This is a genomic window from Enterobacter cloacae complex sp. XAL002 (assembly GCF_049236805.1).
In the GTDB taxonomy this organism is placed as follows: domain Bacteria; phylum Pseudomonadota; class Gammaproteobacteria; order Enterobacterales; family Enterobacteriaceae; genus Enterobacter; species Enterobacter intestinihominis.
The window spans coordinates 37,313-49,994 of the sequence record NZ_JBMKJN010000032.1 but is presented as its reverse complement, the minus strand read 5'-3'; the positions used below and the strand labels follow the sequence as shown (position 1 = coordinate 49,994).

The window sequence follows — 12,682 nt, the reverse complement described above, 5'->3', positions numbered from 1 at the left end:
ACCTGCCTGTCACGCAGGGGGTCGCGGGTTCGAGTCCCGTCCGTTCCGCCACTTATTAAAAGCCCTGAGCTAACGCTCAGGGCTTTTTTCTTTTCTGTCGTTTAACTATTGCGAAATTAGCAAAAATCCTCTGCGTTTTACGATCTTTTTCGACATAACAACCACAGCGATAATCCTCCTCAGTTTACGAACATAACGATTGAGGAATGATATGACTATCCCTGCACTGGGTCTGGGCACTTTTCGCCTGAAGGACGACGTTGTTATCGCATCTGTTAAAACCGCACTCGAGTTGGGCTATCGCGCTATTGATACGGCGCAGATTTATGACAACGAAGCTGCCGTAGGTCAGGCTATCGAGGAGAGCGGCGTACCGCGCCATGAGCTTTTCATCACCACCAAAATCTGGATTGAGAACCTCAGCAAAGACAAGCTGATCCTAAGCCTGAAGGAAAGTCTGAAAAAGCTGCGTACTGATTATGTTGATCTGACGCTGATCCACTGGCCATCACCTGGCGATGCCGTCTCCGTAGAAGAGTTCATGCATGCGCTGCTGGAAGCAAAAGAGCAGGGCTTGACGCGTGAAATTGGTATCTCGAATTTCACTATCCCATTGATGGAAAAAGCCATTGCCGCAGTGGGTAAAGAGAATATTGCTACTAACCAGATTGAACTCTCTCCTTACCTGCAAAACCGCAAAGTTGTGGACTGGGCGAAACAGCATGGCATTCACATCACCTCGTACATGACGCTGGCATATGGTAAGGCCCTGAAAGATGAAGTGATTGCGCGCATCGCTGAAAAACACAATGCAACAGCTGCACAGGTGATCCTGGCATGGGCGATAGGTGAAGGATATGCCGTGATCCCGTCTTCAACCAAACGTGAAAACCTGGCAAGTAACCTGTTAGCGTGGGATCTCCAGCTCGATGATGAAGATAAAAAAGCGATCGCTGCACTGGAATGCAACGATCGTCTGGTCAGTCCCGAAGGGTTAGCACCTAACTGGGATTAGTAAAAACCCTCCCTCTGTGCCTTTAAACCCTCATACAGCTCCTCCGGGAGCTGTTTTTATATGCTCACTAAGGAAGTCGATAAATGCGCGTATGCGCGTACTTACTGCTCTGTCACTGTAATACACCGCGCTAAAAGGCATCTCTACAGGTAAGCGTTTGTCAGCCATTAGCTCAACTAGCTGGCCCGCGGCAATTTCCTTATCAATCATATAGTCTGATAAACAGGCGATCCCGTTTCCTTCAAGACATAGCTGTTTCAGCGTTTCCCCGCTATTAGACGAAAGTCCGCAGGTGATCTCATGAAGTTGTCCGTCATGACAGGCCACGGGCCAGGTGTTCAGCGAGACAGGCTCCGTAAAGCCCAGACACAGGTGCTGCTTCAGCTCCTCAACGGTCTCAGGTTTGCCATGCTCTGCAATATATTGCGGTGACGCGATAATTTTGCGGTAGCTGGTGAACAGAGGGCGAGCGCGTAAACTTGAATCCGTCAGGGTTCCCGCGCGGATCGCCACGTCAACTTTACGCTCAATCAGGTTAATGAACGTCTCAGAGGAGACCAGAGACAGGGTCATCTCCGGGTAGCGTTCGCGGAAGGGTTTAATCAACGGCATCAGGAAATGCAGCACGACCGGCGTCGCCGCATCTATGCGCAGCAGCCCACGCGGCGTGCTGCGAGATTCCATGATTTCCGTTTCTGCTGCCGCCATCTCCTGCAAAACGGACTGCACGCGTCGAAAATAACGTTCACCTTCTTCCGTCAGGCTGAGCTGCCGCGTTGTTCTGTTGAGCAGACTCACCCCGAGCTTCATCTCCAGCTTTTTCACCGAGCGGCTGATGGCGGAGTTCGCCTGCCCGAGCTGTTCGGCAGCACGGCTGAAGCTGCCGCTTTCAACAACGGCAACGAAGACAGTCAGTTCTTCCGATGTGGCTTTCATTATTGCATCACCTGCAAAATTCTATTGAGATTCTAACCATTTTTGTTATTTAAACACTGGCGCATACTGCCTGTCATCTTAATCCTGAAGAGACGGAGTATTTTATGCCACTGGCGCTTCTTGCCCTGACGATCAGTGCCTTCGCAATTGGCACGACCGAATTTGTTATTGTAGGACTTGTTCCTACCATTGCTGAACAACTAGCTATCTCGCTGCCTTCTGCCGGGCTGCTGGTATCTATTTACGCGTTAGGCGTCGCTGTTGGGGCGCCTGTGCTGACCGCACTGACTGGACGCTTTCCACGTAAACAACTGTTAGTGGCCCTGATGGTGCTCTTCACCGCTGGCAATATTCTGGCGTGGCAGTCACCGGATTACTCCACGCTGGTCATTGCCCGCCTGCTGACAGGCCTCGCGCACGGTGTCTTCTTCTCCATCGGTTCCACGATTGCAACCAGCCTGGTGCCAAAAGAGAAAGCGGCGTCAGCCATTGCGATTATGTTTGGTGGCTTAACCGTCGCGCTGGTCACCGGCGTGCCGTTAGGAACGTTTATCGGACAACATTTTGGCTGGCGTGAAACCTTCCTCGCGGTATCGCTGTTGGGCGTGATTGCTCTGGTAGCCAGCCTGCTGCTGGTGCCCTCCAGTATTCCGGGACGCGCGAGCGCCAGCCTGAGCGATCAGGTTAAAGTTCTGACACACCCGCGCCTGCTGCTGATCTATGCCGTTACGGCCCTGGGTTATGGAGGTGTGTTCACTGCGTTCACCTTCCTTGCACCGATGATGCAGGAACTGGCTGGTTTTTCTCCGGGCGCGGTGAGCTGGATTTTACTGGGCTACGGTATCTCCGTCGCAATCGGCAATATCTGGGGCGGCAAGCTTGCGGATAAGCATGGTGCGGTACCGGCGCTGAAATTCATCTTCGCCGCCCTGGTTGCCCTGCTGATGATTTTCCAGTTCACCGCATCGATGCAATACGCCGCGCTGGTAACGGTGTTGGTTATGGGGATATTCGCTTTTGGTAATGTGCCGGGATTGCAGGTATATGTTGTGCAGAAAGCCGAACGTTATACGCCTAATGCGGTGGATGTCGCATCTGGGCTGAATATCGCCGCATTTAATATCGGTATCGCACTCGGTTCGGTTATCGGTGGGCTGGTGGTTGAACATGTTGGATTAACCCAAACGCCATGGATTGGTGCGGTAATTGTGCTTATCGCTTTCCTCCTTATTGGTCTCAGTGGACGGCTTGATAAACCCGCTCGCGTTGCACTTGGATAAGTATCAGTAAGTGCTTGCTTACAAAACTGGAAAGCGGTTTCTCAGTAATTGCGTTGAAAGTGTGACCTAAAATCCCTATAACATTAGAACCAGTCCGTTTTCCGGGCTGGTTCATGTTACAGAGGCCGTTTCCAAAAGTGCGAAAAAATACCTATGCCATGCGTTATGTTGCCGGAATGCCTGCGGAGAGGATCTTGCCTCCGGGGTCGTTTGCGAGCCTTAGCCAGGCATTACCAGCGGGCACTCCATTAAGCAGTGACGAAAAAATTCGCGTACTGGTGTGGAACATCTTTAAGCAACAGCGTGCGGAGTGGTTATCCGTACTTCAAAATTTTGGTAAAGATGCGCATCTGGTTCTGTTACAGGAGGCGCAAACCACGCCTGAACTGGTCAGGTTTGCAACGACGAACTATCTTGCAGCCGATCAGGTGCCTGCCTTTGTTCTGCCACAGCATCCTTCCGGGGTGATGACCCTTTCAGCCGCACATCCGGTCTATTGCTGCCCGCTGCGTGAACGTGAGCCGATCCTGCGTCTGGCAAAATCAGCGCTGGTCACGGTCTATCCGTTGCCCGACACCCGTCTGCTGATGGTGGTAAACATTCATGCGGTGAACTTCAGCCTGGGTGTTGATGTGTACAGTAAGCAGTTACTTCCCATCGGCGATCAGATTGCTCATCACAGTGGGCCGATCATTATGGCCGGGGACTTCAATGCCTGGAGCCGTCCGCGTATGAACGCGTTGTACCGCTTCGCGCGTGAAATGTCGCTGCGTGAAGTTCGTTTTAACGATGACCAGCGCAAGAAAGCGTTTGGTCGTCCTCTCGATTTTGTCTTCTATCGGGGTTTAAGCGTGCACGACGCCTCCGTTCTGGTGACGCGCGCCTCCGATCATAATCCTCTACTAGTCGAATTCAGTCCCGGCAAACCTGATAAATAATGGTGCGTCAGGTCTGCCGTGGGGCAGGCCTGTGCGGGTGCTGCCCTTTATTTTTTAACCCATAAAAGGACAGCAACATGACAACAACACACTCCCATCATGACAACGTCGAAAAACAGTTTGGTTCTCAGGCAAGTGCCTACCTGAGCAGTGCCGTACATGCCTCTGGCCGCGATCTGGTACGTCTCGGCGAACGGCTCGCCGCGTTTCCTGACGCGCACGTGCTGGACTTAGGCTGCGGAGCGGGGCACGCCAGTTTTACCGCCGCACAGCAGGTTGCTCAGGTGACGGCGTATGACTTATCGAGCCAGATGCTGGATGTGGTTGCTGAAGCGGCGAAAGCGAAAGGGCTGAATAACGTCACGACGCGCCAGGGCTACGCTGAATCTTTACCCTTTGAGGATGCATCCTTTGAGGCTGTGATTAGCCGTTACTCTGCACACCACTGGCATGATGTGGGGCAGGCATTACGGGAAGTGAAACGCGTGCTCAAACCGGGCGGAATATTCATCATCATGGACGTGATGTCTCCCGGGCATCCGGTACGGAATATCTGGCTCCAGACGGTTGAAGCGCTGCGTGATACCTCGCACGTGCAAAACTACTCCAGTGGAGAGTGGCTTACGTTTATCACCGAAGCTGGCTTGATTTCACGCTCATTGATAACCGACCGTTTGCCGCTGGAGTTCACGTCATGGATTGCACGGATGCGCACACCGGACGCATTAACTCAGGCGATCCGATTGTATCAGGAGAGTGCCTCTGCTGACGTCAAGGCGTACTTTGAATTGCATGACGATGGTTCGTTTACCAGCGACACCATTATGGCTGAAGCGCAAAAAGCGGGATAAACAAAAAAGGCACCGAGGGGAATCGGTGCCTTTTTAATAAGCGATCGTACTATCAGGAATCTGGCGTAGCGCTGTTTTTCACAAACAACGTCAGCTGGTCGCCAGGTTGCAGGTTGTCAGTATCGTTGTTCCAGCGCATCACATCTTTGATGTTTACGCCGTGACGCTTAGCAATACTGGACAGCGAGTCGCCTTTACGTACGCGATAGGTAATGCTATCGCTGTTTTTAGCGAGACGCTGTGCGCTGCTACCTGCACCTACGGTCAGCGTTTGACCCACTTTCAGACCGGATCCGCGCAGATTATTCCACTGCTGGAGATCTTTCGTATTCACGCCAAGACGTGATGCAATACCTGAAAGCGTATCACCTGAACGCACCTTATAGCTGCGGCTGCTTACAGGCGACGTATCAGCAATCAGCGTAGACTGAACGGCTGCAATTTCACCCGAAGCTAAAGACTCACGTAACTGCTCCGCGTGTTTCTGCGGAACCATCACATAGCGCGGGCCGCTTGCACCCAGCGTGGAGCCTTTAACACCTGCATTAAAGGTTTTAAGCTTACTTACCGACATACCCGTCATATCGGCAACCTGTTGAATATCAACAGGGCTGCTGAGGCGGACACGCGCCAGTGCACGACTTTCGTCTGGTGTTGGCAGTTGTACACCGTAACGTTTGCTGTTCTTGAGAATGTCACTCAATGCCAGCATTTTCGGTACGTAAATCTTTGTTTCCTGTGGCAGTGAGAGCGACCAGAAGTCTGTGGATTTTCCACGCGCTTTATTCGCTTTCATTGCCTTCAGTACACGACCTTCACCACTGTTATACGCCGCGACAGTCAATAACCAGTCGCCGTCAAACATCTTGTTCAGACGTTGCATCATGTCGAGAGCGGCTGTCGTTGAAGCGACAACATCACGACGCGCATCGTAGTTGCGGGTCTGCTTTAAACCATAATTTCGCCCTGTGCTCGGAATGATCTGCCAGATGCCTGCTGCATTGGCGCCAGACGTCGCGTGCGGGTCAAAAGCGCTCTCCACTATGGGTAGTAGTACCAGTTCCATAGGCATGTTACGTTTCTTAACTTGCCCTGCTATCCAGTACATATACGGCTCTGCCCGTAATGTTACATCGTGGAGATAGCTCTTATTTCTCAAATACTTCTGTTTCTGTTCGCGAATCCGGCTGTTTTCCGGAATTCCCATCTTTAGCTCGTCGCCAATAGAGGCCCACAAGTCTTGTTCCTGCGCGAAGGATGTCCCATCGTCCAACCATCGCGCCTGACTCGTAAACTTCCCTGCTTCCCCTTGACCAGCCGCAGAAAGGCTCTGTGCGTGCTGTTGTACGTTGCTGCCGTTTTGTGACTGGCAACCTACAAGCAGGACAGAGGCGAGTAATATCGCTTTTGCCTTCATGTGTGTGTCAATAGTTGCTTAAAAGACGAGCGATGATAACGGCGAAATTTTGAAAAGGCAACCCGCAATTATCTGAAGTTATCTTTCTTTGACCTTAACCATGCAAATCGCGCTTCAGGTTGTAACAAATTTGTTTCTTGATTAATTTTATTAATTAAATCAACGTCATTCGTTCTTAAAAATAAATTTATTTGTCGCTCATTTTTCAGAATTACGGGGAGTGTTTTTTGGTTTTTTGCACGTAACTCCTTCACTTTCTGGTAATAATCCTGAATCGCCCGATCCTCTGGTAGTACGCTTGCAGCAAACTTCATATTCCCTAATGTATACTCATGTGCGCAACAAATTACGGTGTCGGCTGGCAGAGCATTAATTTTTTGTAAAGATTGATACATCTGTTCTGGCGTGCCTTCAAACAGCCTTCCACAGCCGCCGGAAAACAGCGTGTCGCCACAAAAAAGATAAGGTTTGCTGTAGAAACAGAGATGACCGGAAGTGTGACCTGGCGTAGCAAATACGGAAAACTCGCACCCGAGTATGAAGATACTTTCGCCTTCTTCGATAACTTGCGTCGTACCCTTATCCTGTGTCTCTGCTGGTCCGTAGACGGGAATATGGGGATAGCGCGCAAGGAGATCGGGAACACCGCCGACATGATCGTGATGGTGATGGGTAAGGAGGATCGCTTCAGGCTGCCAGTCGTTTTCTTCTATCGCGTGCAGGATCGGTACGGATTCGCCGGGATCAACAATGATGCATCTGCGATCGTCATCGACTAAAACCCAGATGTAATTGTCCTGAAAGGCGGAAATACTGATAAGATTCATGCATTACCTCTTATAGCGTGGCGGGTGTTTTGATGAAACCGGCAAGGATACCTCAGACTGTCGCACCACCGGAACGTTGGGCAGAGTTGCCCTGGGGTGAATATTATCGCGAGGCCTTAGAACTTCAGCTTAAACCCTGGCTCGCGAAAATGTATGGTTTTCACCTGCTTAAGATTGGCAATCTGAGCGCAGAAATCAATACCGAAAGCTGCGCTATCTCGCATCAGGTTAGCGTATCGCTTAATGGCTCCCCGGTTCAGGTGAAGGCTGATCCGCTGCATTTGCCTTTTGCGGAAAAATCCATTGATGCCTGTCTGCTCGCCCATACGCTGCCCTGGTGCAGCGATCCCCATCGTCTGCTGCGTGAAGCCGACCGCGTTTTGATTGATGACGGCTGGCTGATCCTGAGCGGTTTTAATCCGCTGAGTCTGATCGGGCTACGTAAACTGACGCCCGTTCTGCGCCGCAAGCCGCCATATAACAGCCGGATGTTTACCATGATGCGCCAGCTGGACTGGCTTTCACTGTTAAATTTCGAAGTGCTGAGCTACGGGGGTTTTCAGGTCATCCCCTGGACGCGTAAAGGCGGGGTCTTATTAAGTACCCATTTACCCGCGCTGGGCTGCATGCAATTTATTGTCGCGCGTAAGAGGACGATCCCACTTACGCTCAACCCAATGAAGCAAAGCAAATCAAAAACGCGGATCCGCCAGACCGTGGGTGCCACGCGGCAGTACAAAAAACCGTGATCAGGATTCAGGTTGATAACCTGCATCCTCATGGGTTGGGTTTGATGCCGCCGCGCGAGCCAGCTCGTCACAGCGTTCGTTTTCAGGGTGACCGGCGTGCCCCTTTACCCACTCCCATTTGATTTCGTGCTGACCGAGGGCGGCATCAAGACGCTTCCAGAGATCGACATTCTTGACGGGTTTTTTCTCTGCCGTTTTCCAGCCGCGCTTTTTCCAGTTGTGGATCCATTGGGTAATGCCTTGGCGAACATACTGGCTGTCGGTACTCAGCACCACGTCACAATGTTCTTTTAAGGCTTCCAGCGCCACGATGGCCGCCATCAACTCCATGCGGTTGTTGGTGGTCAGGAAATAGCCTTCACTAAATGTTTTTTCATGCTGGCGATAGCGCATAATGGCGCCATAGCCGCCGGGCCCTGGGTTACCGAGACAAGATCCATCGGTGAAAATTTCTACCTGTTTACGCATCTCTGGTAGACTTCCTGTATTTGAAACGTTCAGTAAAACGATAAGTCTGACATAAATGACCGCTATGAGCACTGCAATTACTCGCCAGATTGTTCTTGATACCGAAACCACCGGTATGAACCAGATTGGCGCCCACTACGAAGGGCACAAAATCATTGAGATTGGTGCCGTTGAAGTGGTGAACCGTCGTCTTACGGGCAACAACTTCCACGTTTACCTCAAACCCGATCGGCTGGTGGATCCGGAAGCGTTCGGCGTTCACGGGATTGCCGATGAGTTTTTGCTGGATAAGCCCACCTTCGCCGATGTCGCGGATGAATTTCTCGACTACATCAGAGGTGCGGAACTTGTCATTCATAACGCGTCGTTCGATATCGGCTTTATGGACTATGAGTTCAGCAAGCTCAACCGCGATATTCCAAAGACCAATACGTTCTGTAAAGTCACGGATAGCCTGGCGCTGGCAAGGAAGATGTTTCCCGGCAAGCGTAACAGCCTTGATGCCCTGTGCTCTCGCTATGAGATAGACAACACCAAGCGAACCCTGCACGGCGCATTGCTCGATGCCCAGATCCTGGCCGATGTATACCTGACCATGACCGGCGGGCAAACGTCGATAAAATTCAGTATGGAAAATGAATCCCAGCAGACGCGGGACGAAGGCGGTATTCAGCGGGTCGTGCGTCAGGCGAATCGCCTGCGGGTTGTTTTAGCCAGTGATGAAGAGCTGATGAACCACGAATCTCGCCTCGATTTAGTTCAGAAGAAGGGCGGAAGCTGTCTGTGGCGTGGATGAAAAAAGGCGGAAACGTTTGTTAAATCGCCGTTTGGGTGATTTTTGCAGCAAACGATTCAAAACCTGAGAAAAAGCGTTGACGAGTTCAGAGGCAAACCGTAATATTCGCCTCGTTCCCCAAACGGGAACAGTGGAGCGGTAGTTCAGTCGGTTAGAATACCTGCCTGTCACGCAGGGGGTCGCGGGTTCGAGTCCCGTCCGTTCCGCCACTATTCAGAAAGCCTGAATCAGAAATGATTCAGGCTTTCGTCGTTTTATACCCCCTAAAAACTCACCTATTCTCATTCTATTTTCATTAACAAAAATTTAATAAACAAAGTGCAATTTATTAACAAATGCACATTATTGGTGCGTAATTTGCACTGTTATTGTGCATTATGTCTCCATCTCACCTTCTGCCCTCATGTTGATATGTAATAATTATGTAAAAATAATTCATAAGAAATCATTCGGTTACCTGTCATTCTTCAGAAAACTCATGAACCAATACGTTATTGGTTCGCTTATTGCTTAATCATTAGCACGATAAGTAGTTCGTCATATCAATAACTTATCGTTAATGAAAATAAAGTCATGATGAAAGCGAGCGAACCAATATGGAAAAACCTTCACGGGTTTTAGCAAATTCCAGCACCGCGCTTGACCAGTTGCGCGGGCTTATCAACCAGCACGAGTCAACACCAGGCACTCCGCTGCCCACTGAACGTGAGCTATCGGAAACACTCGGCGTAGGACGACGCGAAGTGCGTCGCGCGCTGGACGTGCTGGAAGAAGAAGGGCGGATCTGGCGCAAGCAGGGCAAAGGTACCTTCATTGGTCCGGCTGCCCCTGTTGAGCCGTTGGCGCTTCAGGGATTGGTTCAGCAAACCAACCTGCTGGAAGTCATGGAAGCTCGACTACAGCTCGAACCCGGCTTAGCCCGACTTGCGGCACTGCGTGCCACCAGGGAAAACCTCGCGCTCATGCAGCGCATGCTGGAACGCATTGACAAGGTCAGCCCGGATGACCGCGATCTTAACGAACTGTGGGATAGCGCCTTTCACCGCGCCATTGCGGAAGCAGCCGGCAACCGCCTGATGCTAGGGCTTTTCGATGCGATAGATGCCGTCCGCCGGGAGCCCGGCTGGCAGTATTTACGCGAGCTTGCCCGCACCCCCGAACGTGTCGACAACTATAACGACCACCATCACAAAATCATGTCAGCGATTATTCATCGCCAGCCTAATGAAGCTGCGGCCGCCATGCGCGAACACCTGCTCAGCCTGCAAACCGCCCTGATTCAGGCTATCCACCTTGAGGACGATTCCACGCTATGACGACGATACCCTTTAAGGATTCCACTCCCGTACTGCGGCTGCAAAACCTCAACGTTAAATTCGCGGGCTCGCCGGTGAGTGTGCTCGAAGATATCTCGCTGATGGTAAGGGCGGGCGAAACGCTGGCGCTGGTGGGCGAGTCCGGCTGCGGTAAAAGCATCACTTCCCTGGCGCTGATGGGGTTATTGCCTGCCAGCGCCAGGATCGTCAGTGGGGAGATGCACTTCCGCCGCCACGATCTGCGCAAGCTCTCGCCGCGCGAGTATGCCAATCTGCGCGGCAGCGAGCTGGCGATGATATTCCAGGAGCCCATGACCTCGCTCAACCCGGCTTTCACGCTTGGCGATCAGCTCAGTGAAGCGGTGATGCGCCATCAAACGATCTCCCGGGCTGAGGCGATGACGGTTGCGCTACAGATCCTGGAGAAGGTGCAGATCCCGGCCGCAGAGATGCGCCTTAAGGCTTACCCGCATCAGCTTTCCGGCGGTATGCGCCAGCGCGTGATGATTGCGATGGCGCTGATAAACCATCCCAAATTACTGATCGCTGACGAACCCACTACCGCTCTGGACGTGACCATTCAGGCGCAAATTCTCGCTCTGCTCAATACCTTAAAAGAAGAAACGGGCACGGCGGTGCTGATGATCACCCACGATTTAGGCGTGGTGGCCGAAGTGGCACAGCAGGTGGCGGTGATGTATGCCGGCCAGGTAGTAGAGCAGGGAAGCGTCGAGGCGATATTTGCCGACCCGCAGCACCCGTACACGATTGGCCTGATGGGCTCGATCCCCTCCCTTGGCGTACGCAAGGGCCAGCTTTCCACCATTCCCGGATCGGTCCCGCTGCCGGAATCTATGCCTCAGGGCTGCCGCTTCGCCACCCGGTGTCCCTTCGCGCAGACGCGCTGTCATGCTGAAAAACCACCGCTCACTATGCTCGGCACGGGTCATCAGGTTGCCTGCTTCCGCGTGCCGCTGGAACAACACATTGCCCTGGGAGAAATTGCATGACCACGCCCATTCTTGAAGCCCGGGATCTGAGCAAGCTTTTCCCCGGCCCGAAAAAACTGTTTACGCCGGCCCGCTTTGTCACGGCTGTTGACCGCGTTTCACTGTCGGTGCTGCCAGGCGAAACGCTGGCTATTGTCGGCGAATCAGGTTCCGGGAAATCCACCCTCGGCCGGCTGCTGCTGCGCCTGCTGGGCGCCAGCGAAGGGCGCGTATTTTATCAGGGTGAGGAGATCACCCACGCCTCAGGCGCACGTCTGAACCAGCTCCGGCGTGAGCTACAGATCATCTTTCAGGATCCCTTCGCCTCGCTGAACCCGCGCATGACGGTAGAACAGATTGTCGGTGAGCCGCTGTGGCTGCACCAGAACATGAAAAAAGCGGATCGCCAGTACCACGTCGCCGAGCTGCTCAGGACGGTCGGCTTGCCCGCGGCCTGGGCCGGACGTTATCCGCACGAATTTTCCGGCGGGCAGCGTCAGCGTATCGGCATTGCGCGCGCGCTGGCGTCAGGCCCAAAGCTGCTGCTGGGCGATGAACCGGTTTCCGCACTGGATGTTTCCGTCCAGGCACAGGTGGTCAATTTACTGGAAAGCCTGAAGCACAAGTTGGGGCTAACGATGGTGATCGTCGCCCACGGTCTGGCGGTTATCCGTCATATGAGCGACCGCGTGGCGGTGATGTATCTTGGGAAAATCGTCGAGCTGGCCACCGTCGACGATATCTTCGACGCGCCGCTGCATCCTTATACCCAGGCATTAATTGCCTCTGCGCCGCAAATGCAGCCAGGCGTAGCGCGGGATGCGCCGCTGTTGCAGGGTGATTTACCGAACCCGGCTAATCCGCCCTCCGGCTGCCGTTTCCACACCCGTTGCCCCTATGTTAGCGATGAATGTCGTCAGGTTGAGCCGATTCATCAGGTAATCGACGGCGGACGTCAGGTCGCCTGCCACCGCTGGCAGGAGATTAATCGCGATCGCAGCGTTATACAGATCGCACCGCCATCCGCCGCATTTTTGCGCCGCCGCGCGCTGTTTGAACACGCGGCTACTCACTCCTCCCTTCCTTCAAGGAACTCATGA

13 protein-coding genes and 1 tRNA gene are annotated in these 12,682 nt (G+C 52.8%); 10 read left to right on the top strand and 4 right to left on the bottom strand.

What is annotated here, in order from left to right:
- Nucleotides 1-211 precede the first annotated feature (211 nt).
- The gene (dkgB, locus tag ACOT0L_RS21700; RefSeq protein ID WP_126504217.1) at nt 212-1,015 is read left to right on the top strand and encodes a 2,5-didehydrogluconate reductase DkgB; all 804 of its coding nucleotides are present in this window, start codon (nt 212-214) and stop codon (nt 1,013-1,015) included.
- Between the two features lie 30 nt (nt 1,016-1,045).
- On the opposite strand, the gene yafC is transcribed toward dkgB, so the two are convergent.
- On the bottom strand, nt 1,046-1,951 hold the full coding sequence (gene yafC / locus ACOT0L_RS21695) for a DNA-binding transcriptional regulator YafC (protein WP_022647124.1): 906 nt from the start codon (nt 1,949-1,951) through the stop codon (nt 1,046-1,048).
- Nucleotides 1,952-2,055: 104 nt separating this feature from the next.
- Between yafC and ACOT0L_RS21690 the strand changes: the two genes are divergently transcribed.
- The 3 genes from ACOT0L_RS21690 to ACOT0L_RS21680 all read left to right on the top strand — a co-directional run bounded on the left by ACOT0L_RS21690 (nt 2,056) and on the right by ACOT0L_RS21680 (nt 5,020).
- The gene (locus tag ACOT0L_RS21690; protein WP_048966287.1) at nt 2,056-3,231 is read left to right on the top strand and encodes an MFS transporter; all 1,176 of its coding nucleotides are present in this window, start codon (nt 2,056-2,058) and stop codon (nt 3,229-3,231) included.
- A gap of 137 nt (nt 3,232-3,368) precedes the next feature.
- Entirely contained in the window at nt 3,369-4,169 is an 801-nt protein-coding gene (locus ACOT0L_RS21685) for an endonuclease/exonuclease/phosphatase family protein (protein WP_032621812.1), read from the top strand.
- A gap of 77 nt (nt 4,170-4,246) precedes the next feature.
- Nucleotides 4,247-5,020, top strand: a complete 774-nt coding sequence (locus tag ACOT0L_RS21680) for a class I SAM-dependent methyltransferase (RefSeq protein ID WP_126504219.1) — start codon at nt 4,247-4,249, stop codon at nt 5,018-5,020.
- A gap of 52 nt (nt 5,021-5,072) precedes the next feature.
- Here the strand turns inward: ACOT0L_RS21680 and mltD are convergent, their stop codons facing one another.
- On the bottom strand, nt 5,073-6,437 hold the full coding sequence (mltD, locus tag ACOT0L_RS21675; protein WP_022647128.1) for a murein transglycosylase D: 1,365 nt from the start codon (nt 6,435-6,437) through the stop codon (nt 5,073-5,075).
- A gap of 68 nt (nt 6,438-6,505) precedes the next feature.
- On the bottom strand, nt 6,506-7,264 hold the full coding sequence (gloB, locus tag ACOT0L_RS21670) for a hydroxyacylglutathione hydrolase (protein ID WP_045308942.1): 759 nt from the start codon (nt 7,262-7,264) through the stop codon (nt 6,506-6,508).
- Between the two features lie 32 nt (nt 7,265-7,296).
- Between gloB and ACOT0L_RS21665 the strand changes: the two genes are divergently transcribed.
- Complete coding sequence (locus ACOT0L_RS21665; protein ID WP_063139387.1) at nt 7,297-8,013, top strand: class I SAM-dependent methyltransferase; 717 nt, start codon at nt 7,297-7,299, stop codon at nt 8,011-8,013.
- Here the strand turns inward: ACOT0L_RS21665 and rnhA are convergent, their stop codons facing one another.
- On the bottom strand, nt 8,014-8,592 hold the full coding sequence (gene rnhA / locus ACOT0L_RS21660) for a ribonuclease HI (RefSeq protein WP_160840538.1): 579 nt from the start codon (nt 8,590-8,592) through the stop codon (nt 8,014-8,016). It abuts the gene before it with no gap.
- Here rnhA and dnaQ point away from each other — a divergent pair.
- The 5 genes from dnaQ to ACOT0L_RS21635 all read left to right on the top strand — a co-directional run bounded on the left by dnaQ (nt 8,546) and on the right by ACOT0L_RS21635 (nt 12,682).
- Entirely contained in the window at nt 8,546-9,277 is a 732-nt protein-coding gene (gene dnaQ, locus ACOT0L_RS21655; RefSeq protein ID WP_072201000.1) for a DNA polymerase III subunit epsilon, read from the top strand. The two genes, rnhA and dnaQ, sit on opposite strands and share 47 nt — an antisense overlap.
- Nucleotides 9,278-9,409: 132 nt before the next feature.
- Nucleotides 9,410-9,486 (top strand) — tRNA-Asp (locus tag ACOT0L_RS21650).
- Between the two features lie 387 nt (nt 9,487-9,873).
- Nucleotides 9,874-10,593, top strand: a complete 720-nt coding sequence (locus ACOT0L_RS21645; protein WP_022647132.1) for a FadR/GntR family transcriptional regulator — start codon at nt 9,874-9,876, stop codon at nt 10,591-10,593.
- Entirely contained in the window at nt 10,590-11,603 is a 1,014-nt protein-coding gene (locus tag ACOT0L_RS21640; RefSeq protein WP_038415388.1) for an ABC transporter ATP-binding protein, read from the top strand. The genes ACOT0L_RS21645 and ACOT0L_RS21640 overlap by 4 nt, the downstream gene beginning before the upstream one ends.
- A complete protein-coding gene (locus ACOT0L_RS21635) occupies nt 11,600-12,682 on the top strand; it encodes an ABC transporter ATP-binding protein (RefSeq protein ID WP_126504221.1) in 1,083 nt (360 codons plus the stop codon). The genes ACOT0L_RS21640 and ACOT0L_RS21635 overlap by 4 nt, the downstream gene beginning before the upstream one ends.